We start from the raw sequence: 21,561 nt of genomic DNA on the forward strand, positions 1-21,561 counted from the left end.
GGTCCTTTTCGGGGCAAAAGCTGCGCGATTTCCGCGCAGCCCGCATGTGTTTACCTAGGCCGCAAAGGGCTTAGTTCGAGGCCACTTGGTAGGAAGCAGGCTGACCTGCATACTCTTCAAGCGCGCCCTGTAGCCACTGTTCATATGCCTCTTCGCTGACCACTTTGACAGTGATTGGCATATAGGCATGGTCTTTACCGCACAGCTCAGAACACTGTCCGAAATAGACGCCTTCCTTGTCCGCTTCGAACCACAGTTCGGCCAGACGACCAGGAACGCCGTCCTGCTTCACGCCGAACGAAGGAATGGTCCAGGAATGGATCACGTCCGATGCGGTAACCTGCATCACGACAATCTTGCCAACCGGAACAACGACGGCGGTATCGGTGGCGAGAAGCCATTCGTCTTCGCCATAGCCTGCATCGGCCAGCTTCGCCCGCATCGCATCGTCCAGAACAAACGGTGTTACGTCGGCATCCGCCGGGCGCGCGCCCTCGTCCAAGGTGGCCGGGTGGCCCAGGAGATAGCTATCGAAGGCAAATTCATGATCGACATATTCGTAGGTCCAGTACCACTGGTTCCCCACGACTTTGATGGTGATGTCGCCTTCGGGAATCTCTTGTTGCTTGAAAAGAACCGGCAGCGAGAAAGCCCCGATGAAGACCAGAATCAGGATCGGGCCCAAAGTCCAAGCAATCTCAACCGGAGTGTAATGCGAGAACCGAGCCGGGTTCGGGTTTACGCGCTGGTTGTAGCGTACGATGCAGTAAACCAGCAGACCCGCAACAAACACACAGATCGCGGTGATGATCACCAGAATCATGTTGTCCAGCGACTGAATCCCTTCGGCAAGGCTGGTGGCAGCAGGCTGGAACCCCATGCCGCCGTCAACCGGCTTGCCAATAATCTCAAGCTCCTGAGCCATGGCGGGAAGGCTGGAGAGGGCCGTAGCAAGCCCGGAAAGCATCAAAGCATTCTTCATTTTCTGTCCTGATCGTTTGATCTTTGCGTCTCTCGCGAAAAGGTGTGAATCGGTCGCACCTCTCCCGTTGTCTTTGGCCGCGTTAAAAACCATATTCCGTCGGGTAGATAAAGCAAAATGCTTGCGTCAAACAGACGCTATTTTTGATCTGGATCAAACCCGAAAGGTCACAACTGATGACTCAGGCCCCGTTTCGCCCGTTTGAAAGCGTTCTTCCCAAGGATGAAGCGCTTGCTGTACTGAAGGCTGCAACTGATGGCGCCGAGGATGGGGAACTGTTCGTAGAACGGCGCAAATCCGAATCTTTGGTGTTTGATGACGGTCGATTGCGCACGGCCTCTTACGACGCTTCCGAGGGATTCGGTTTTCGCGCGGTGCAGGGTGAAGTGGCTGGATACGCGCATTCAACGGATGTTTCGATTCCCTCTCTGAAGCGCGCAGCCGAAACCGCACGGTTGGCGGTCGGCGATGGTGGTGGGACGCTGGCCGGGCCACCACGTGCCACCAATACCAGGTTATATACCGATGAAGACCCGATCGAATCCGCCGCCTTCCCGGTCAAAATCGAGACACTGCGCGAGATAGACGCTTTTACCCGTGGTCTGGATTCCCGGGTTGTGCAAGTCAGCGCCACGATTGCCGCTGCAGTGCAGGAGGTCGAGATTCTTCGCCCCGATGGTGTGCAGGTGCGCGATATACGCCCGATGACCCGCCTGAACATCTCGGTTATAGTAGAACAGAACGGCAGACGCGAAAGCGGTTCTGCCGGAGGTGGCGGTCGCGTGGGGCTGGATGGCTTGATCGATCCCTCAGACTGGCAAGATAAGGCGCGTGAGGCTCTGCGGATCGCTATGGTCAATCTGGATGCCGTCCCTGCCCCTGCCGGCGTAATGGAAGTCGCGTTGGGCCCCGGTTGGCCCGGTATTCTGTTGCACGAGGCCATCGGCCACGGGCTTGAAGGTGATTTCAACCGCAAGGGCAGTTCCGCTTTTGCCGGGCTGATGGGGCAGCAGATCGCTTCGAAAGGTGTAACAGTCGTGGATGATGGGACGATTGCAGACCGACGCGGTTCGATATCAGTGGATGACGAGGGTACACCCAGTTCGCGTACAGTTCTGATCGAGGATGGAATCCTCACCGGATATATGCAGGACCGCCAGAACGCACGCCTGATGGGCGTTGCTCCAACCGGGAACGGCCGGCGTCAAAGCTATGCCCATAAACCGATGCCGCGCATGACCAATACGATCATGTTGGGTGGCGATGCCGATCCGGCCTCGTTGGTGGCAGATATCAAAGACGGCATCTGGGCTGTGGGCTTCGGCGGTGGCCAGGTCGACATCACCAACGGCAAGTTCGTGTTCTCCTGCACCGAGGCATATCGTGTCGAGAACGGCAAGATCGGCGCTCCGGTCAAAGGCGCGACGCTGATTGGCGACGGCCCCTCGGCGCTAAAACGCATTCGGGGACTGGGCAATGACATGGCGCTGGATCCCGGCATGGGCACATGTGGCAAGGATGGGCAATGGGTGCCGGTCGGTGTCGGCCAACCTACCGTTTTGATGGATGGGCTGACTGTGGGCGGCTCTGCCACCTGAGTCGGCTCAAAAGAAGAATCAAGGCGCGAAGGGTTAACACACTACCCTTCGCGTCAAATCAAAAACTCAACCATGGACTATGTGTGCCAAGAAAATTCGCACGAATTTTCTCTTTTTCTTTCAATGAGATAATCATCTCTCCGAGGGATGGATTCGAAAAATACCGATCTAATTTTCTAAGATTCACAGGCTGTTAACCCGCTGCACCGTAAACCAGTTTTGCAATCAGGCGGAGCATCGGATGACCGAAGAGCAGCTTTCTTCCAATCACCCCCCACTCCCACCCACCACGGAAGAGGACCGGTTTTCCTGGCTCCGTCTGTTGCGCTCACGCAAAGTAGGGCCGGCAACATTCCGGCGCTTATTGCGCGAACATGGCTCGGCGCAGAACGCGCTGGCCGCGTTGCCGGAAATGGCGCGCGCTGCCGGGATCGAGGATTATGAAATCTGCCCGCCCGGCGTAATTGAGGCGGAGCTCAAGGCCGCAAAGGTCGCCAAAGCGCGGCTTTTGTGCCTTGGGGCCGCCGATTACCCTTACGCGTTATGTGACCTTTCGGATGCGCCCCCGATGCTTTGGGCAATCGGCGATCCGTCGATCTTGAAACGCCGGGCAATTGCCATGGTCGGGGCACGGAACTGTTCTTCGCTGGGCGCGCGCATGGCGCGGGCGTTGGCGACGGATCTGGGTAAGCAAGACTATGTCGTGGTCTCGGGGCTTGCCCGCGGCATTGACACCTCGGCGCACCTCGCCACGTTGGCGACCGGTACTGTGGCAGTGTTAGCAGGTGGGGTAGATGTGATTTATCCGGCCGAAAATGCCGATCTTGCGCGAGATATCGCAGAAACCGGTCTTCGCCTGTCTGAACAACCGATGGGCACAACACCTCAGGCACGACATTTTCCGCGCCGCAATCGCATTATCTCGGGTCTGGCGCAGGCAGTGGTCGTTGTCGAGGCCGCGGCGAAATCCGGCAGCTTGATCACCGCGCGGGACGCCCTGGACCAAGGGCGCGAGGTTCTGGCCGTGCCCGGCCATCCCTTTGACGCCCGCGCGGCAGGATGCAATCTGCTGATCCGAGACGGGGCGACACTCGTCCGCAATGCAGAAGACGTGATTGATGCTTTGCCCAAGCAACAGCTACAATCCTCTGCCCAACAAATCCTACCCCTTGGACCCGAGGCAGACTCAGCCGAAATCACGCCCCAAGCCTTGCACGAGGCGATTCTGACTCGACTTGGCCCATCTCCGATCGCAGAAGACCAGTTGATCCGAGACATCGCTGCATCTGCGGGCGAAGTCGGCCCTGTGTTGGTCGATCTGGAGCTTGAGGGCAAGATTCAGCGACAACCAGGCGGCCTGCTGTCACTTTGCGCCTAAGTTATCGAATGGATTCGACACCTGATTCCGCGAGCGGCACGACCAGATCAGGCTTTAATACAAAGTATTTTTGGTGGTGAAAACGAACGCATTGACAATTCGATCTTGCCCCACACATTTTGCACGGTCATACAAAGCGCAAAATCCGTCGAGCGAGGATTCCTCTTAAATGCCCGTAGTTGTTGTAGAATCTCCGGCCAAAGCAAAAACGATCAATAAATATCTTGGCCCCGACTACACCGTTTTGGCCTCATATGGCCATGTGCGGGACCTGCCGCCGAAGGATGGGTCGGTCGATCCCGAGCATGAATTTTCAATGAAATGGGAGGTCGGCAATGACAGCCGTAAGCATGTCAAGGCGATCGCCGACGCTCTGAAAGAAGACAACGCACTGATCCTCGCGACCGACCCTGATCGAGAAGGCGAGGCAATCAGCTGGCACCTCCAAGAAGCGCTGACCAAGCGGCGTTCGATCAAGAAGGACACGCCAGTCAGCCGTGTGACGTTCAACGCGATCACCAAGGACGCCGTGACCGAGGCGATGCAGAACCCGCGTGAGGTCGATATGCCGCTGGTCGAGGCTTACCTGGCCCGCCGCGCGTTGGACTATCTGGTAGGGTTCAACCTGTCACCCGTTCTGTGGCGCAAGTTGCCGGGTGCCCGTTCAGCGGGGCGCGTGCAATCGGTCTGCCTGCGCCTCATCGTTGAACGCGAGATGGAGATCGAAGCCTTCAAGCCGGTCGAATACTGGTCGGTCAAAGCTGTGTTCGAGACGCCTCGGGGCCAGACCTACGAGGCGCGTCTGGTCACGCTGGCAGGCAAGAAACTGGACAAGCACGATCTGGCCAACGCAACGCAAGCCGAACTGGCGGTTCAGGCGATCACCAGCCGTGATCTGAGCGTGACATCGGTCGAGGCCAAGCCTGCCGCGCGCAACCCCTCTGCCCCGTTCATGACGTCGACCTTGCAGCAAGAAGCCAGCCGCAAGTTCGGCATGGGTGCACGCCATGCGATGCAGGTGGCCCAGCGACTGTATGAGGCCGGATACATCACCTACATGCGAACCGACGGCATCGACATGGCCCCCGAGGCCGTGGCGGCAGCGCGCGATGTAATCGCCGACCGTTATGGTGCGGAATACGTGCCAGACAGCCCGCGCATGTACAAAAACAAGGCCAAAAACGCTCAGGAAGCACACGAGTGTATTCGCCCGACAGATATGTCGCGCGATGCCAAGGCGCTGAAGGTGACCGATGAGGATCAGCGCAAGCTTTATGATCTGATCTGGAAACGCACCATTGCCTGTCAGATGGCTGCCGCACGGCTTGAACGCACGACTGTTGAGATTACCAGCACGGACGGTCAGGTTGGCCTGCGCGCCACTGGTCAGGTGGTGCTGTTCGATGGCTTCATGCGCGTTTACGAAGAAGGCCGCGATGACGTGGTCGACGATGACGACAAGCGCTTGCCACAGATCATGCAGGGCGATCCCGCACGTTTTGCCAAGACCTCGCTGCGTGATCAGTTTGCCAAGGCCACCGCCGACTCGGAAAAGGCCGCCATTCTGGCCGAGAACGAATCCGTTCTGGCGCTGCAGCACCACACCCAACCGCCGCCGCGCTATACAGAGGCGACGCTGGTCAAACGGATGGAAGAGCTGGGGATCGGGCGTCCGTCGACCTATGCCTCGATTGTCACCACGATTCAGGATCGTGAATATGTACGTAAAGACAAGAATCGGCTGATCCCAGAAGAAAAGGGCCGGATCGTCACCATCTTCCTGCTGAATTTCTTTCGCCAGTATGTGGGCTACGAGTTCACCGCCAATCTGGAAGAAGAGCTTGACGACGTCAGCGCAGGTGAACGCGACTATAAGGATCTGCTGGGAAAGTTCTGGCGCGATTTCTCTGCCGCGATTGGTGAGACATCGGAGCTGCGTATCTCGGAAGTGCTGGACAAGCTGGACGAAGCGCTGGCACCGCAGCTGTATCCGCCGCGTGAAGATGGCTCGGACCCGCGCATTTGCCCGAAATGCGGTGTTGGCCAGTTACATCTAAAAACTTCGCGCACCGGCGGGTTTGTCGGTTGTGGCAACTATCCTGAGTGCACTTATACCCGTCCGATCGCTGGTGAGGGCGCGGAAGGTGACGAGCGTTTGCTGGGCGAAGATGCGGGCGATGAGATCTGGCTGAAATCCGGTCGCTTTGGGCCATATGTCCAGCGTGGAGAGCCCACGCCTGAGAACAAGAAGCCTCCTCGTGCGTCCCTGCCCCGTGGCTGGAGCAAAGACGACATGGATCTGGAGAAAGCTCTGACGCTTCTGTCCTTGCCCCGTCAGATCGGCGAGCACCCCGAAGGTGGCATGATCAGTTCGAACTTTGGTCGCTTTGGACCTTATCTAATGCATCAGTTGGCCGACGAGGCAAAGCCTGTCTACGCCAACCTCAAAGACCCGAACGATGTGTTTGAGATCGGCATGAACCGCGCCGTCGAACTGTTGGCCGAAAAACGCGCCAATCCAGGTCGCGGACGTCGGGCGGCCGCGAAGCCGCTGAAAGAGCTGGGCGACCATCCCGATGGCGGCGCGATGCAGGTACTGGACGGGCGCTATGGACCGTATGTGAAATGGGAAAAGGTCAACGCGACGATCCCCAAAGACATCAAACCCGAGGATGTGACCCAGGAAATGGCCATCGAACTGGTCAATGAACGCGCGGCCAAGAAAGGCACAAAGAAAAAGGCAGCCCCCAAGAAGAAAGCTGCTGCCAAGAAGACCACCAAGAAAGCAAGTTAGGTAGAAATACCACCTGCCCCTTGGATTCGTTGACTTCCCCGTGACGTGGCGGCACAAATCGGCCCAACACCATGTCATTGGGGGAGTTTTCCATGAAGAAAATCTATGACAATGCCGATGAGGCGCTCGATGGGGTGATATCGGACGGCATGCTGATCGCTGCGGGCGGCTTTGGGCTGTGCGGTATCCCGGAAATGCTGCTTGAAGCGATCAAGGCCTCAGGCGCGAAGGACCTGACGTTTGCCTCAAACAACGCAGGTGTGGATGATTTTGGCATCGGCATCCTGCTGCAGACTAAGCAGGTCAAAAAGATGATCAGCTCTTACGTTGGGGAAAACGCCGAATTCATGCGCCAGTATCTGAGTGGAGAACTGGAGCTGGAATTCAATCCACAAGGCACACTGGCCGAGCGGATGCGGGCCGGTGGCGCTGGCATCCCCGGGTTTTACACCAAGACGGGCGTAGGAACGGTGATCGCGGAAGGCAAAGAGCACAAGGACTTCAACGGCGAGACCTATATCATGGAGGAAGGCATCTTCGCCGACCTCGCGATCGTAAAGGCGTGGAAAGCCGATGACACCGGGAACCTCGTGTTCCGCAAGACCGCCCGCAACTTTAACGTGCCCGCAGCGACTTGCGGCAAGATTTGTGTGGCTGAGGTTGAAGAAATCGTCCCGCGCGGCTCGCTGGACCCGGATGGCATCCACCTGCCCGGCATCTATGTGCATCGCATTATCCAAGGCAGCCACGAAAAGCGCATCGAACAGCGCACCACCCGCAAGAAGGAGGACGCATAATGCCCTGGGATCGCAATCAGATGGCCGCACGTGCGGCAGAAGAGCTGGAAGACGGCATGTATGTGAACCTCGGCATCGGTATTCCGACGCTGGTGGCGAACTATGTAGGGGACAAGGACATCACCCTACAGTCCGAAAACGGTATGCTGGGCATGGGGCCTTTCCCGTTTGAGGGCGAGGAAGACGCTGACCTGATCAACGCAGGCAAGCAGACGATCACCGAACTGTCCCGCACCTCTTACTTCGATAGCGCGACCTCGTTCGCCATGATCCGAGGCGGTAAGATCGCTGCTGCGATTTTGGGTGCGATGGAAGTGGACGAGAAAGGAGACCTGGCCAACTGGATGATTCCCGGCAAGCTGGTCAAAGGTATGGGCGGTGCGATGGATCTGGTCGCTGGCGTTGGTCGCGTGATCGTAGTGATGGATCACACCAACAAGCACGGTGATTCAAAAGTGCTGAAGGAATGCACGCTGCCTCTGACTGGCCAAGGCGTTGTGGATCGCATCATCACCAATCTGGGTGTTCTGGATGTCGTCGAAGGCGGCCTGAAGATCGTCGAACTGGCCGATGGCGTCAGCGAGGACGAGATGCGAGGAGCGACTCAGGCAACAATCGTAGATTGACCTCAGGTCAATGAAACATAAGGCCCGCTGCGACGCGGGCCTTTTTTAGTTCGAAGTCTGAAAAATGCAGGGGTCCGAAACGAACTGCGGTGTTGTTGTACAAAGAGCACTCGCGACCTGAAACGCGGCCAGAACCTTGGGCACGTAGTCTCTGGTCTCGGCATAGGGTGGCACACCACTATACTTGCGCACGGCCCCTTCGCCCGCATTGTAGCCTGCCAATACGAGAATCGGGTCATTGTCGAACTCGTTCATAAGCCAATGCAGGTATTTGACCCCACCTTCGATATTCTGTTCAGGTTTCAGGCTGTCCACTACCCCAAAACGTTCGGCGGTAGCTGGCATCAATTGCATCAAGCCCAGCGCCCCGGCAGAACTGACAGCCTGTGTGCGGCCCGCAGATTCTACCGAGATAACGGCCAGGACAAGTGCGGGTGAGACATTGGTCCCTACGGTCGAACGTAGAATATCCACCCCTCGCTTTTCTGCGATGTCTTGCAAGGTCTGCAGACGCGGCGCCGCGACACCCGTGGCAGTGAGCGCTTGAACGGCCTCTCTCAGCCTACCTGCGCTGGCCTGCGCCAGATCGGGGGATACCCGGCTCCAGAATGCTTTATAGGAGCCAACTGGCTTGGTCGCCCCCGCAATCTTCTGAGGAACCGATGGGGGCGGCTTTGCGATAGCGGCAATCTCAGGCACTTCCAGCTTGGCGCCAGTGCTGGGGGCTGATGGTGATGCTGCATGTTGTTCGGGCGTGATCTGAATCGTCACGCGCGGACGTGTCCCCGGTTTCGGGGCCTTTATGCGCTTATAGACGCCGCGCGGCTCGGTTTCGGTTGCAGTGACAGGAATCGCACCCGCCATCAGAAACACCGCTGCACCGGCGCATAATACTGCGTCCCGGAAATACATTTGCCTGCCTCGATTTCTTATCTTTTGAAGCATTTTGAACATCATAACGGCCCGCAACACCAGAAAAACCAAGCGAATTGGGGCAATTTCGCCTCAATTGCCGCCATTTTGCATCGCCCACACAACGGAAGTACAAAAAAGGTGTGATTTTTTATATTTATTTTCAATTAGTTACTAAATTCACCAACAAAAAATTAAGCTTTGAGCAAAAAAATATTGGTTTGGCCCAATTCCTGCCACGCACAGGGGTCAAACATATATCCATACCGAGACGATCGGGAGCGGACTGAGAGAGAAAGCTCTGAAAGACGCCGAGGTTAATTAATTTTTGATCCTTTAGGAGGGACATAACATGATCAAGTTCATCAAGAACTTCCGCAAAGACGAAGACGGCGCCGTAACTGTAGACTGGGTCGTTCTGACCGCAGCTGTTGTTGGCCTGGCAGCCGTTGCTTACAACCAGATCCACAATGGTGCCAGCAGCCTGGCAGGCAACATCGATGACGCTCTGGGCTCTGCAACTGTGACGCTGCCGACGACCAACAACTAAGACTTAATCGGTCTAGTCTTAAAATTTAGGGCCATGTCTTTACACAAAGACGTGGTCCTTTTGTTTTCAAACAAGATTGATCCGGTGTAAATCAATGTTGAACAAGTTAAAGAGTTTCAGAACTGACGAGATTGGCGCAGTTGCGGTAGACTGGGTCGTCCTGACTGCTGTAGTCACAGGCCTTGCCGCAACGATGTATTTCTTCCTGAGTCAATCACTTCAGAACGCAGGACAACCAATCGTTGGTGTCGAAGTTGAAGAAATCGAGTTTGACTAACGTGAACCCGCAACAATCCGTTTTCTCTCCGTCGCTCTGCGCGAATTCACCTTTTTAAGGAATTGCAGCGGGATTGTCCGCTTTTTCGACACAATTCAAAAGTAACTTGGATGCTGAATCACTGTGACTTCGATTGTCATGGTCCAGAGAAGAAAAAGAGGGACAAATGCGAGCTGTTTTTGGACTTGTTCTTATCATCGGGGTCGCGTTGGCCGGTGGTGCTGTCTATATGGCACGCGAATACATCACGGACAATCAGGCCAAACTTGCTCAGGAACGCAAGTTGCGCGAAGAGGCGCTTGCCAATGCGCAGGCGGGCATCGTCCCGACCGTAGGCGTTTTGGTTTCGAATCGCTCCTTCAAATACGGCGAACGTTTGAACCAGGAAGATATCCGCGTCGTTCAGTGGCCTGAGGATGCGATTCCCGAGGGTGCCTTCGTGGACATGACAACCCTATTCCCGGAAATCAAAAACAATGAACGATTCGTTCTCCGCGCGATGGAGAAAGACGAAGCGATTATGGAAGTCAAAGTCACCAATCCAGGCGAGACTGCTGGCCTCAGGTCACAATTGCCCAAGGGAATGCGCGCATTTGCGATAAGCGTTGATGTGGCATCTGGCGTATCAGGCTTTTTGCGCCCGGGCGATACGGTGGACGTGTATTGGACCGGCTCATTACGTGGCACCAGCGATTCTGGCCGCGGTGAGATTACTCGTTTGGTACTGACGAACATCGAATTGGTCGCTGTTGATCAGTCGGCGGGTCTGGATGTGACCGGCACAACCATTGCTCGAACGGTCACAGTTGCAGCGACGCCACAACAGATCGCCGCTTTGGCGCAGGCTCAGAACACGGGTCGCATGTCGCTGGCACTGGTTGGCGCTCAAGATGACAAGGTGGCAGAGGTGGTTGAAGTCGATCAGCAGTCTTTGCTTGGCATTGAAGAGAGGGCCCCGGCCCCCGTCGCGGCTCCGGAGAAGGTCTGCACAATCCGCACCCGTCGTGGCGGCGAGACGGTAGAGACCCCAATTCCCTGCACAAACTAACTAATTTTCAGACCTTTACGAGACAAAGACCGCGCATTTTGCGCGGTCTCTTTCTTTGTGTTGTTGCGCATAATCCACATAAGGAACTTTCCAGAAACCATTGATTATTGCAATAAATCTGGTTCTGTCGCAGGGTTTCATAGCATAGGGCATAAGACCCAAAAAAAATCGAGTGGTGATCGGAGAGGCAGGTCACATGACAATACGTTCCTGGATCAGCGCAACCCTGCTGGGGTTGTCGCTAGTTGTGAGCCCAATCGGCGATGCCGCTTGGGCCCAAAATCTTCGCGTGGTTAAAAAGGGTACGGCGGAAACGCTGGATGTCCCCGTAAATCGCGCAATCGTGGTGGAGAGCGAACAGCCGTTCGCAGACATCAGCATTGCTAATGCAGGCATAGCGGATATTTCGACCCTGTCGGACCGCACTATCTATGTTCTCGGTCGGGCACCGGGTACAACCACCCTGACAATGTTCGACGGCGCGGGTAATCTGATTACCAACGTGCGTGTGCGTGTTTCCCCTGATGTTTCGGAATTCAAAGAACGCTTGCGTCAGATTCTTCCCAGTGAGCGAATCGAGGTTCGGACCGCCAATGATGGGATCGTCTTGTCGGGAACAGTTTCCAGCAGTGCCAAACTGGCGCGTGCGCTTGAGTTGGCAGAACGGTATGCCCCTGAACGTGTATCGAACCTGATGAATGTCGGTGGCGTGCAGCAGGTCATGCTGAAAGTGCGCTTTGCGGAAATGAACCGCTCTGTAGCCAAAAACTTGTCGGCATCGTTGGGCTTTGGCGGTGGCGACACCACTGCGGGCTTCAATTCCTTGAATAACCAGGGCGCACTGAACAACGCACTGGCGAACAACATCCCGTTTGTTCAGACAAATTCCGGTGCCATTCTCTTCGGTTTCGGCGCGGGGTCGACACAGGTTAGACTGCTTTTGGAAGCCCTTGAAACCAAGGGTTTGGTTCGCAGCTTGGCAGAACCGAATCTTTCTGCACTGTCTGGCCAAGAGGCGGAGTTCCTTGCCGGTGGTGAGGTGCCAATCCCAGTACCCCAAGGCGACGGTGTCGTTGCGATTGAGTATCGTCAGTTTGGCGTACAGCTGCTGTTTGTTCCGCGCGTCGTCGATGGCAACCTGATCAACCTGGAACTGGGTGCATCAGTATCGAGCATCGACCAGAGTGCGAACTTCACGATCAACGGCGACAATGTTCCTAGCTTCATCACGCGTCAAACACGGACAACCATCGAGTTGCGCGACGGTGAGAGCTTTGCCATTGCAGGCCTAATCCAGGATGATTTCACGGATCTGAACAGCCAGGTTCCCTGGCTTGGCGATGTGCCTGTATTGGGCGCGTTGTTCAGGAGCGCTCAGTATCAGCGTGAGCAGAGTGAATTGATCATCATCATTACCGCGCATCTGGTGTCGCCCACTCGTGGCGAGGCGCTTGCCCTGCCGACCGATCGTGTGAAACCGCCCAGCGAGTTCGATCTGTTCGTAAACGGCAAGATCTCTCGGACTGAACGCGCCGGAAATGGTGCAGCCTCTGAAGTTGCCAATCAGGATTTTGGCACCTCTTACGGCTACGTGCTGGACTGATAGAGAGGATAGAACCAATGGAAAAGTGGATCATCACACTGGGTCTTTCGGTTGCTGTCGCCGGTTGTACACGCGAGGCCGGGTACGAAATCGATCAGGGCACGTTTGGTAACGCTACACTGAACAACATTCAGGTCATGAATGGTGAGTTGACGTATGGCCAAATCCTCGCGCGGCGTTTCGCTGCCGAGGTGCCAACACAGATCAACTTTGCCTTCGATAGCGCGCAATTGGACGCTTCGGCGCAACGAATCCTGTTACAGCAGGCGGCCTGGATCAAACAGTTCCCCGAGGCGCGGTTCCGTGTCTATGGGCACACCGATGCCGTTGGCTCTGAAGCATATAACAAGCGATTGGGCCAGCGCCGCGCCAATGCCGCCGTTGCATTCCTGACACGACAAGGAATATCGCGCTCACGGTTGGAAGCCGTTGTTTCCTTTGGTAAATCCAGGCCGTTGGTTGCCACCCAAGATCGGGATCGACGCAATCGGCGGACAGTGACCGAGGTATCCGGCTTCTTCGACCGGCATCCAAATATTCTGGATGGAAAATATGCGGACGTGATCTATCGCGAATACATCTCAAGCGCGATCCCGCAAAGCTATATCCAACGGCAAGAAGACGCCGGCGGCACCGACAACTAATATACCGAAAATGGGCGGCATTGTCGCCCATTTCCCTACAATTGGTTCTTTTGCGCCCAATTCTTGCCTAACTTCCAAGCCACTTTGTGAACAATTGGGTGACCTGCGGCCAAAATCGACCGCATCGGGCGACAGCATACCAGAACTGAATCTTCTCGCGTTCAAATGGTTTGCTCAGCCCTCTCGATGAGGATTGTGTTAATGACGAGCGCGACGCCGCAAGACGATAATAACGCCATTTTGGCCTGCACCATCAGCCGTGATGTCCAGAACTTCGACCTTTTGATCGAGGATATGGAAGCTGCGCTGGGCGAACGCTGGGGTGATCTTGGATTTGCCGAAGCGCTTGCGTTCTTTAGCCAACCCGAAGCCAAGACGCTTCAATTTGTAGCGCTGGCGCTGGACGGCGATGATGAAGACAACCTGACACTGATGGGTGAGATCATCACTCAGGCCAAGGAAAAAGGCATCAAGGTTGTCTTGATCGCCGAGGATGTCACCCCTGCCGCATTGCATCAGCTGCTACGCAGAGGTGCGGACGAGTTTGTCCCCTACCCGCTTCCCGAAAATGAACTTCAGGAAGCCATCGATCGTATGCAACAACCCGATCCGGTTGTGGCACCACAAGCAGCGCCTACTGCGACTAACGGCTCCTCGAAAGAAGGGGCGCTTTTTGTCGTGCAGGGCCTGGCTGGTGGTGTCGGTTCTACAACCATGGCGGTCAATCTGGCATGGGAACTTGCAACGGTTTCAGCCAAAGAAGCCCCGAAAGTGTGCCTGATCGATCTGGATCTGCAATACGGCACAGTTTCGACCTATTTGGATCTGCCTCGTCATGAAGCCGTGTTCGAAATGCTCTCAGACACGGATTCGATGGACGAAGACTCTTTCGGACAAGCGCTCCAGACGTTTGAAGAGAAGCTGCAAGTTCTAACAGCACCATCTGACATGGTGCCGCTGGACATCATCACGCCTGAGGACATTCAGCGTGTGATCGACACCGCACGCGCGAATTTTGATTATGTCGTCATCGACATGCCAAAAACACTTGTTCACTGGTCAGAAACGGTTCTGCAGGCCGCCCATGTCTATTTTGCGTTGCTTGAGCTGGATATGCGCTCGGCCCAGAACGCATTGCGTCTGAAAAGGGCACTGCAGGCCGAGGAATTACCCTTCAACAAACTGCGATTTGCTATGAATCGGGCTCCGAAATTTACCGATCTCAACGGTAAAAGCCGGGTTAAACGTATGGGCGAAAGTCTGGGTATTTCCATTGATTTGCTTCTGCCCGATGGCGGCAAACCCGTCATGCAAAGCGGCGACCACGGTTTACCGCTGGCAAATTCAGCGGCCAAGAACCCACTGCGCCGGGAAATCGCCAAATTGGCTCAATCGCTTCATAGCCTTGGCAGCAGTGACGCCGAAGCCGCATAACTCAAAGGGGAGCTGCCGTGTTTTCAAGATACAAAAAACAGCCTTCGGCGCAGCCGGTTGAAACCCAGGCGTCGAAAGTCGAGGCCCCGGCAGCAGCAGCTGCGGCACCAGCTGCCAACGCAATTGCGCGCAAGCCGGTCAAGAAAAAGGCAGCAGAAGTTGTTGGAAACGACAAGGAACGCAAGCGCAAGGAACGGCTGGGCGAAATCAAGCTTGAGCTGCACCGCGAGCTTCTTGAAAACCTGAACCTCGCAGCCCTTGAAAAAGCTGAAGAATCAGAACTGCGGACAGAAATCAGCGCGATTGCCAGCGAAGTTCTGGAAGCCCGCAACATCGTTCTGAACCGTGAAGACCGCAGCCAGCTAAACAAAGAGCTTTATGACGAGGTCACTGGCCTCGGGCCGCTGGAAGCGCTGCTACAAGACGACTCGGTCAACGATATTCTGGTCAACGGCCCCCAGCAGATTTTTGTCGAACGGGCCGGTAAGCTTGAGATCAGCGACATCACGTTCAAAGACGAAAAGCACCTGATGCGGATCATCGACAAGATCGTTTCTGCCGTTGGTCGCCGTGTCGATGAATCCAACCCGTATGTTGACGCCCGCTTGGCTGATGGCTCACGTTTCAATGCGATGGTGCCACCGATTGCGGTGGATGGTTCGCTTGTTTCCATTCGTAAGTTTAAGAAAGACAAGCTCGGCATCGACGATCTGGTCAATTTCGGTGCGTTTACCGAAGAAATGGCAGCCTATCTGCAAGCCGCCGTGTCGACTCGTCTGAATATCATTGTTTCGGGCGGTACCGGTTCCGGTAAAACGACAACGCTGAACGCGCTGTCGAGCTTTATCGACGACGCCGAGCGCATTCTGACCATTGAGGATACCGCGGAACTTCAGTTGCAGCAGACCCATGTGGGTCGGATGGAAAGCCGTCCGCCCAACGTTGAAGGCAAAGGCGAGGTCAGTCCGCGCGATTGTTTGAAAAACGCCCTGCGGATGCGCCCCGACCGCATCATCGTGGGCGAGACCCGTGGCGCCGAAGTGATCGATATGCTGCAGGCCATGAATACCGGCCACGACGGATCAATGACCACGATCCACGCCAACTCGGCCCGTGACGGTATCTCGCGTCTTGAAAACATGATCGCCATGGCGGGGATCGAAATGCCGATCAAAGCGGTCCGCAGCCAGATCTCGTCGGCTGTGAATCTGATCGTTCAGGCCAGCCGTCTGCAGGATGGTTCGCGCCGGATGACATCAATCACCGAAATTACCGGCATGGAAGGTGACGTCATCTCGATGCAGGAAATATTTAAATTTCAACGGGTTGGCCTGACCCCCGACAACAAGATCATCGGTCATTTCACCGCCACAGGTGTGCGCAGCCACTATTCCGAGCGCTTCCGTCTGTGGGGCTTCGATCTGCCCGCCTCGATCTACGATCCAACCACGATGTAGGAGAACCAAGATATGCAACTGCCTGTCGAGGCACTCATCTACATCGTGATTTTCGTCGGGGTCTTTGCCCTGGTCGAAGGTATCTATCTCGTCGCATTCGGAAAATCGATCAGCCTGAACAGCCGCGTCAATCGCAGGCTGGACATGATCGATAAGGGCGTCGGGCGCGAGCAAGTACTGGAGCAGCTGCGCAAGGAAATGCAGCAGCACATGAAGTCGCAGAGCATACCGCTCTACTCGCTATTGGCAGACAAGGCGCAGAAGGCGGCGATCGCCTTCTCTCCTCGGCAGTTGATTGTGATCATGGCGCTGGTTTCAGGGCTGGCTTTTGTAGGTTTGAGCGTAGGAACAGCGACCGAACCGACGCTTCGGGCGGCTCTATCGGTCGCGATCGGGGTCGGAGCGGTGTACGCTTGGGTCAATAACAAAGCCAATAAACGTATGGCCTTGATTGAAGAACAATTGCCCGACGCGGTGGAACTGATGGTTCGGTCACTTCGCGTCGGAAACCCATTTGTTTCCTCGATCCAAATCGTTGCTAACGAGGTCGAGGACCCCCTTGCGACAGAGTTCGGTGTTATCTCGGATGAATCCGCTTATGGCCGGGATGTCGGTGAAGCACTCAAGGATATGGCAGAGCGGCTGGACATGCAGGATTTACGGTTTTTGGCCGTCGCCGTTTCGATCCAGCAGCAATCGGGGGGTAACCTTGCCGATATTTTGGCCGGGTTGGCCAAGGTGATCCGCGCGCGTTTCCGACTGTTTCGCCGGGTGAACGCTATCACCGCCGAAGCCAAATGGTCAGGCAAATTCCTGTCGGGTTTCCCGGTCGCCTGTCTTCTGTTCATCATGGTTAAGGACCCGAACTACTACGACGCCGTAATCGACGATCCGCTTTTCATTCCGGCATGTTTCTTTGTCGGCATCACGCTGACCCTGAACCTGATCGTCATGCGTATCCTGACCGACATTAAGGTTTAAGAGGCCCAAAGATGGAATTTTTGAACCAGATCAATGAACTGTTGAAGCAGAACTTGGGTGAATTCGGTCCGCTGATTGTCGTGGGCGTTTTGGGATTGTTCATGATCCTGGTCACAATCCCGCTGATGCTGAACCAGCCGGAAGACCCACTAAAGAAGTTGCAGCGGTCAAATTCACCGCCAAAAAACAACAAGAAAGAAAAGAAAGAGCGTCTCAGAACAGCCAGCCGGAACGAACAGCTTGAGAAGTTCGCCAACTTTCTAGAACCAAAGAACGAAGAAGAGTATACCGCCGTTCAACTCAAGTTGAGGCAAGCCGGCTATCAGTCCAAGGACGCGGTTCGTTTCTATCACTTCGCTCAGTTCGCATTGGGCATAATCGGGATCCTGATCGGCGTCTCGCTGGTTACCGTGTTTGCGGGCGATCAGGAATTTGACTCGACACAAATCCTCATTCGCGTTCTGGGACCTGGTATTGCGGGTTACTTCGTGCCCAAATACTGGATCACGCGGCGCGTAGAGGAACGCAAGGAAGCGATCGTAAATGGTTTCCCTGATACGCTCGATCTGATGTTGGTATGCGTCGAGGCCGGGCAGTCCTTGGATCAGGCCATTGTACGGGTCGCGTCTGAGATGAAAGCATCTTACCCAGACATCGCGCTTGAGTTCGAGGTTGTCGCCTACGAAATGAAAGCCGGTAAAGAAAAGGACACCGTTTTGCGCGACTTCGCGACGCGATGCGGCGTTCAGGACGTTAGTGCGTTCGTCACCGTGATGATCCAATCAGCGACATTCGGGACATCCATTGCCGAAGCGTTGCGGGTTTATGCCGATGAAATGCGTGACAAACGCGTGATGCGCGCCGAAGAGGCAGCGAATAAGTTGCCAACCAAAATGACCCTTGCGACAATGATGTTGACCGTCCCTCCTCTGCTGGTCATCCTTGTTGGACCTTCGGCAAAAGGTATTATGGAGTTTGGAAACCGATAACGCCTTCCCGCTTCTTCGCTGGGTTGCCAAATCAGGTTGTTGGCACCTTCGTATGACAATTCAGGCCGCCATGGTTTTCACCATGGTGGCCTCTTGCACTGAAACAGGCGCGATAGACGATCCGTTTGCCCCTGGCGTCGACCCAGATGGGCCTGCGGTAGATGAGGTGACCGTCGGAAACCGATTGATGGCGGCGGGCGAATATGAGCTTGCACTTGAATCCTTCACCCGTGCCGCGTTGCAACAGGGTATGACCCCGCAAATCCTGACTTCGCTTGGGACAGCTAATTTGGGATTGCGCCGGATTGGCCAAGCTGAACCGCTATTGCGTCGTGCTGTCGAGGACGATCCCGAGTGGCCTGTGGCATGGAACAACCTGGGTGTCTTCTTGGTGGAAACGGGCGAATATGCCGAAGCCGCGCAGATGTTCCGCAGAGCCTATGCGCTGGACAATGGCGAAAGTGACGCAATCCGCGACAATCTGCGGTTAGCACTCGCAAAAATGGAAAATCCTGTTAATAATACCCCACAAGAACAAGAATTTGAACTGGAGCAGCGCGGCAACGGGCAATTTGTTCTGCGTAAAATCCAGTAATAGAGGCAGAGCAGTAAAGGACGCACAAAAATGCGCCAACCCTTCTTGATTCCGACGATGCTGGCGTGCGGGCTGGTTTTGGCCGCCTGCGCAAAGGAAACCGAAGAGGAAAAGGTTGAACGTACTTTTCAGGAAGTGAACGTCATCGACGAGACCAACCTGAATGACGTGATGCTGAATGCGGCCGATCCCAATGAGGCGGTGACCTATTTCCAAAGTGCGGCCGCCAAGAACCCCGACCGCATCGACCTGCAACGAGGACTAGCAATCACGCTGACCCGTGCCAAGCGCAGCACTGAAGCTTCCGCCGCGTGGAAACGAGTGCTGAGCATGAAAGGGGCCAACAACGCCGACCGTGTCGAATACGCTGATGCGCAGATTCGCAGCGGCAACTGGGATGGCGCAAAGGCGACATTGGACAAAATCCCTCCTACATATGAAACCTTTAAACGGTATCGGCTTGAAGCGCTGGTGGCAGATGCCAAAAAAGACTGGAATCGCGCCGATCATTACTACGAAACCGCAGTGGGCCTGACGACCCGCCCTGCTGGCGTCATGAACAACTGGGGCTATTCCAAACTGACGCGCGGGCAATATGCGGAAGCCGAGCGGCTGTTTACCGACGCCATTCGGCAGGACAATTCTATGTTCACCGCCAAGAACAACCTTGTTCTGGCGCGCAGCGCACAGGGCAACTACAGCGTTCCTGTTGTCCCAATGACGCAGACCGAACGGGCGAAACTGTTGAACACCATGGCCATTTCAGCCGTGAAACAGGGGAATATCAACCTGGCCAAGAACCTCTATCGCGAGGCGATTTCCACCCACCCGCAGCATTATGACGAGGCGGTCCGCTCGCTTCGGGCCCTTGAGGACGCCTGATCCATGATCATACCAGCGGCAGCGGCGGCGTGGTTTCTACCTTTTGTTCTGCCGATCTGTTTCTACGTTGCCTTTACGGATATGCGTGAGATGCGGATCAAGAACCACGCTGTCGTCGCGCTGGCGGTTGTTTATCTCATCGTCGGGCTTATCGCATTGCCACCGTGGTCCCGACCGTGGATCCCCGGCAACATCGGGCCGTTAAGCCTGTCTCTGCCTGTCTACGGATGGCAGCTGCTTCACATGGTTGTCGTTCTTGTTATCGGCATCGTGCTAAATGCAGCTGGTGTGATGGGGGCCGGAGACGCGAAGTTCTGCGCCGCTGCCGCAGCGTTTGTCTGGGTCGGTGACCTGATGTGGGTCATGGTGATTCTGACGGCAACTCTGCTGGGAGCGTTCTTTGCCCACCGGCTGGCGAAATACACCCGGCTGCGCCAGATCGCGCCACATTGGGAAAGCTGGGATCGAGGTAAACAGTTCCCCATGGGTCTGACGCTGGCTGGCAGCCTCGTAGTTTATTTGATTTTGGGCATAATCCACGGATCGTGAACAATCATCAGCGCGCCTTGCCCGCGCCTTTGTCCTGCCACAAATCCGCGCCAAATTCTTCCAAAGCGGCCCCGCAAGGGCCTTTGGCGTGATTTTTGGATGGACGAGCCCCGCTCATGAATATGCAGACCTCCTCTGTGATTGCCCCCCCTGCCCCTAAAGGCCTGGGAGAAATGCAACTTCCGCTGGTGATGATGCGGGACATTCTGTTGAAGACCGTCTTTCGCAAGAACGTGGATACGGTCAGCGAAATCGCGGGTGCCATCTGTTTGCCCGGGTCCGTGACACAGGAACTAGTTGATATCGCACGCGAGCAGAAACTGCTTGAAGCGACCGGGACTCTGAACGCCAACTCCGGCAATGAAATGGGCTATCAGCTGACCGATGCAGGCAAAGCGCGGGCGTTGGATGCGTTGAGCCAGTCTGAATATTTCGGTGCGATGCCGGTGCCGCTCGATGTTTACCGCGAGCAGGTCAAGCGCCAGTCGATCCGCAACATTCAAGTCACACGCGACCAGCTAACTGGCGCGATGGGCCATCTTGTTCTGCCCGACAGCCTGCTGGATCATCTGGGCCCGGCGGTCAGCGCCGGTCGCTCAATTCTGATGTATGGCCCTCCGGGCAATGGTAAATCCTCGATCTCGAACGGCATTCGTGATGCTTTGGGGGACAACGTCTATGTTCCGCGCGCAATCGAATATGCCGGTCAGGTGATTACGGTCTACGACCCGATCGTGCACACCGCGATCGAGCAAGAAGAGGACGATCCCAGCAGTCTGCGCCGCCGCAAGCGGTTCGACACTCGCTATGTTCAATGCGAACGCCCCACCGTTGTGACTGGTGGTGAACTGTCACTGAGCATGCTGGATTTGGTCTACAACCCCACCGCGCGTACCTATCAGGCGCCTTTGCAGCTGAAATCCACCGGCGGCATCTTCATCGTGGACGACCTTGGACGTCAGGCAGAGCCCCCTCAGGCCCTGATCAACCGCTGGATTGTTCCGCTTGAAGAAAGCAAGGATATCCTTGGCCTGCAATCGGGTGAGAAGTTCGAAGTACCATTCGACACGCTGGTTATTTTTTCGACCAACTTCCACCCGAATGAGATTTTCGACCAAGCGGCCCTGCGCCGGATTTTCTTCAAGATCAAAATCGACGGCCCGAACCAAGAGAACTTCCTGAAGATCTTTGCCATGGTCGCCCGCAAGCGCGGTATGCCACTAGACGAGGCGGCGCTAGTGCATTTGCTGAAGGTCAAATACCCGACCATCAACAACATCTACGCAAACTATCAGCCGATCTTCCTGATCGACCAGATGATCTCAATCTGCGAGTTTGAGGGTATCCCGTATCAGATGAGTCCGGACCTGATCGACCGAGCCTGGGCCAACATGTTCGTGAAGGAAGAAAAGATCATTCACTGATCCCCTTGTCCTGGTTTCCATGGCCTGAGGGCTGCGCTAGG

20 protein-coding genes are annotated in these 21,561 nt (G+C 55.7%); 18 read left to right on the forward strand and 2 right to left on the reverse strand.

The genetic code is table 11. The features are described 5' to 3' along the window. Positions 1-70: 70 nt before the first annotated feature. Positions 71-982 carry a cytochrome c oxidase subunit II gene (gene coxB / locus ACR0JG_RS15530; protein ID WP_170466151.1) on the reverse strand — a complete coding sequence of 304 codons (912 nt, stop codon included), beginning with the start codon at positions 980-982 and terminating at the stop codon, positions 71-73. Between the two features lie 176 nt (positions 983-1,158). On the opposite strand from coxB, the gene tldD reads away from it, so the two are divergent. The 5 genes from tldD (at position 1,159) to ACR0JG_RS15555 (ending at position 8,175) form a co-directional block, all read left to right on the forward strand. Further along, positions 1,159-2,580: a metalloprotease TldD gene (gene tldD, locus ACR0JG_RS15535; RefSeq protein ID WP_480570869.1), complete on the forward strand. Its 1,422-nt coding sequence runs from the start codon at positions 1,159-1,161 to the stop codon at positions 2,578-2,580. Positions 2,581-2,821: 241 nt separating this feature from the next. Next, positions 2,822-3,958 carry a DNA-processing protein DprA gene (gene dprA / locus ACR0JG_RS15540; protein WP_480570872.1) on the forward strand — a complete coding sequence of 379 codons (1,137 nt, stop codon included), beginning with the start codon at positions 2,822-2,824 and terminating at the stop codon, positions 3,956-3,958. 169 nt (positions 3,959-4,127) lie between these two features. After that, the gene (topA, locus tag ACR0JG_RS15545; RefSeq protein ID WP_480570875.1) at positions 4,128-6,752 is read left to right on the forward strand and encodes a type I DNA topoisomerase; all 2,625 of its coding nucleotides are present in this window, start codon (positions 4,128-4,130) and stop codon (positions 6,750-6,752) included. 92 nt (positions 6,753-6,844) lie between these two features. Continuing rightward, positions 6,845-7,549: a CoA transferase subunit A gene (locus ACR0JG_RS15550; RefSeq protein ID WP_170404323.1), complete on the forward strand. Its 705-nt coding sequence runs from the start codon at positions 6,845-6,847 to the stop codon at positions 7,547-7,549. Next, positions 7,549-8,175 (forward strand): 3-oxoacid CoA-transferase subunit B, encoded by a 627-nt coding sequence (locus ACR0JG_RS15555; protein WP_170397333.1) that lies wholly within the window; start codon positions 7,549-7,551, stop codon positions 8,173-8,175. Before ACR0JG_RS15550 ends, ACR0JG_RS15555 begins: the two co-directional genes overlap by 1 nt. A 45-nt stretch (positions 8,176-8,220) precedes the next feature. Here ACR0JG_RS15555 and ACR0JG_RS15560 read toward each other — a convergent pair whose 3' ends face one another. Then, positions 8,221-9,087 carry a lytic transglycosylase domain-containing protein gene (locus tag ACR0JG_RS15560; RefSeq protein WP_480570878.1) on the reverse strand — a complete coding sequence of 289 codons (867 nt, stop codon included), beginning with the start codon at positions 9,085-9,087 and terminating at the stop codon, positions 8,221-8,223. Positions 9,088-9,439: 352 nt separating this feature from the next. Between ACR0JG_RS15560 and ACR0JG_RS15565 the strand changes: the two genes are divergently transcribed. The 13 genes from ACR0JG_RS15565 (at position 9,440) to ACR0JG_RS15625 (ending at position 21,520) form a co-directional block, all read left to right on the forward strand. After that, on the forward strand, positions 9,440-9,637 hold the full coding sequence (locus ACR0JG_RS15565) for a hypothetical protein (RefSeq protein WP_480570881.1): 198 nt from the start codon (positions 9,440-9,442) through the stop codon (positions 9,635-9,637). A 94-nt stretch (positions 9,638-9,731) separates the two neighbouring features. Next, positions 9,732-9,914: a hypothetical protein gene (locus tag ACR0JG_RS15570; RefSeq protein ID WP_480570884.1), complete on the forward strand. Its 183-nt coding sequence runs from the start codon at positions 9,732-9,734 to the stop codon at positions 9,912-9,914. 166 nt (positions 9,915-10,080) lie between these two features. After that, positions 10,081-10,962, forward strand: a complete 882-nt coding sequence (cpaB, locus tag ACR0JG_RS15575; RefSeq protein ID WP_170424295.1) for a Flp pilus assembly protein CpaB — start codon at positions 10,081-10,083, stop codon at positions 10,960-10,962. Between the two features lie 196 nt (positions 10,963-11,158). Beyond that, positions 11,159-12,565 (forward strand): type II and III secretion system protein family protein, encoded by a 1,407-nt coding sequence (locus ACR0JG_RS15580; protein ID WP_170397343.1) that lies wholly within the window; start codon positions 11,159-11,161, stop codon positions 12,563-12,565. A gap of 17 nt (positions 12,566-12,582) precedes the next feature. Then, positions 12,583-13,209 (forward strand): OmpA family protein, encoded by a 627-nt coding sequence (locus ACR0JG_RS15585; protein ID WP_480570887.1) that lies wholly within the window; start codon positions 12,583-12,585, stop codon positions 13,207-13,209. A gap of 201 nt (positions 13,210-13,410) precedes the next feature. Next, a complete protein-coding gene (locus tag ACR0JG_RS15590) occupies positions 13,411-14,643 on the forward strand; it encodes a CpaE/TadZ family protein (protein ID WP_170424297.1) in 1,233 nt (410 codons plus the stop codon). 17 nt (positions 14,644-14,660) lie between these two features. Beyond that, positions 14,661-16,100, forward strand: coding sequence for a TadA family conjugal transfer-associated ATPase (locus ACR0JG_RS15595; RefSeq protein ID WP_170397349.1), 1,440 nt, complete (start codon positions 14,661-14,663; stop codon positions 16,098-16,100). Between the two features lie 12 nt (positions 16,101-16,112). Continuing rightward, complete coding sequence (locus ACR0JG_RS15600; RefSeq protein ID WP_170397358.1) at positions 16,113-17,081, forward strand: type II secretion system F family protein; 969 nt, start codon at positions 16,113-16,115, stop codon at positions 17,079-17,081. An 11-nt stretch (positions 17,082-17,092) separates the two neighbouring features. After that, positions 17,093-18,070, forward strand: coding sequence for a type II secretion system F family protein (locus ACR0JG_RS15605; protein ID WP_170397360.1), 978 nt, complete (start codon positions 17,093-17,095; stop codon positions 18,068-18,070). A gap of 52 nt (positions 18,071-18,122) precedes the next feature. Further along, a complete protein-coding gene (locus tag ACR0JG_RS15610; protein WP_480570891.1) occupies positions 18,123-18,665 on the forward strand; it encodes a tetratricopeptide repeat protein in 543 nt (180 codons plus the stop codon). 30 nt (positions 18,666-18,695) lie between these two features. After that, positions 18,696-19,547 carry a tetratricopeptide repeat protein gene (locus ACR0JG_RS15615; RefSeq protein ID WP_170397362.1) on the forward strand — a complete coding sequence of 284 codons (852 nt, stop codon included), beginning with the start codon at positions 18,696-18,698 and terminating at the stop codon, positions 19,545-19,547. A gap of 3 nt (positions 19,548-19,550) precedes the next feature. Further along, positions 19,551-20,096, forward strand: coding sequence for a prepilin peptidase (locus ACR0JG_RS15620; protein ID WP_170636429.1), 546 nt, complete (start codon positions 19,551-19,553; stop codon positions 20,094-20,096). A gap of 116 nt (positions 20,097-20,212) precedes the next feature. Next, positions 20,213-21,520, forward strand: a complete 1,308-nt coding sequence (locus ACR0JG_RS15625) for an ATPase (protein WP_170636430.1) — start codon at positions 20,213-20,215, stop codon at positions 21,518-21,520. Positions 21,521-21,561 lie beyond the last annotated feature (41 nt).

This window comes from Ruegeria sp. AD5, from assembly GCF_056542345.1.

Coding starts and splice junctions, on each gene's coding strand:
- coxB (WP_170466151.1), bottom strand. CDS start 982: ATGAAGAATGCTTTGATGCTTTCCGGGCTTGCTACGGCCCTCTCCAGC.
- ACR0JG_RS15615 (WP_170397362.1), top strand. CDS start 18,696: ATGCGCCAACCCTTCTTGATTCCGACGATGCTGGCGTGCGGGCTGGTT.
- ACR0JG_RS15605 (WP_170397360.1), top strand. CDS start 17,093: ATGGAATTTTTGAACCAGATCAATGAACTGTTGAAGCAGAACTTGGGT.
- ACR0JG_RS15550 (WP_170404323.1), top strand. CDS start 6,845: ATGAAGAAAATCTATGACAATGCCGATGAGGCGCTCGATGGGGTGATA.
- ACR0JG_RS15580 (WP_170397343.1), top strand. CDS start 11,159: ATGACAATACGTTCCTGGATCAGCGCAACCCTGCTGGGGTTGTCGCTA.
- ACR0JG_RS15570 (WP_480570884.1), top strand. CDS start 9,732: ATGTTGAACAAGTTAAAGAGTTTCAGAACTGACGAGATTGGCGCAGTT.
- tldD (WP_480570869.1), top strand. CDS start 1,159: ATGACTCAGGCCCCGTTTCGCCCGTTTGAAAGCGTTCTTCCCAAGGAT.
- ACR0JG_RS15610 (WP_480570891.1), top strand. CDS start 18,123: ATGACAATTCAGGCCGCCATGGTTTTCACCATGGTGGCCTCTTGCACT.
- ACR0JG_RS15560 (WP_480570878.1), bottom strand. CDS start 9,087: ATGTATTTCCGGGACGCAGTATTATGCGCCGGTGCAGCGGTGTTTCTG.
- ACR0JG_RS15565 (WP_480570881.1), top strand. CDS start 9,440: ATGATCAAGTTCATCAAGAACTTCCGCAAAGACGAAGACGGCGCCGTA.
- dprA (WP_480570872.1), top strand. CDS start 2,822: ATGACCGAAGAGCAGCTTTCTTCCAATCACCCCCCACTCCCACCCACC.
- ACR0JG_RS15555 (WP_170397333.1), top strand. CDS start 7,549: ATGCCCTGGGATCGCAATCAGATGGCCGCACGTGCGGCAGAAGAGCTG.
- cpaB (WP_170424295.1), top strand. CDS start 10,081: ATGCGAGCTGTTTTTGGACTTGTTCTTATCATCGGGGTCGCGTTGGCC.
- topA (WP_480570875.1), top strand. CDS start 4,128: ATGCCCGTAGTTGTTGTAGAATCTCCGGCCAAAGCAAAAACGATCAAT.
- ACR0JG_RS15600 (WP_170397358.1), top strand. CDS start 16,113: ATGCAACTGCCTGTCGAGGCACTCATCTACATCGTGATTTTCGTCGGG.
- ACR0JG_RS15625 (WP_170636430.1), top strand. CDS start 20,213: ATGAATATGCAGACCTCCTCTGTGATTGCCCCCCCTGCCCCTAAAGGC.
- ACR0JG_RS15585 (WP_480570887.1), top strand. CDS start 12,583: ATGGAAAAGTGGATCATCACACTGGGTCTTTCGGTTGCTGTCGCCGGT.
- ACR0JG_RS15620 (WP_170636429.1), top strand. CDS start 19,551: ATGATCATACCAGCGGCAGCGGCGGCGTGGTTTCTACCTTTTGTTCTG.
- ACR0JG_RS15590 (WP_170424297.1), top strand. CDS start 13,411: ATGACGAGCGCGACGCCGCAAGACGATAATAACGCCATTTTGGCCTGC.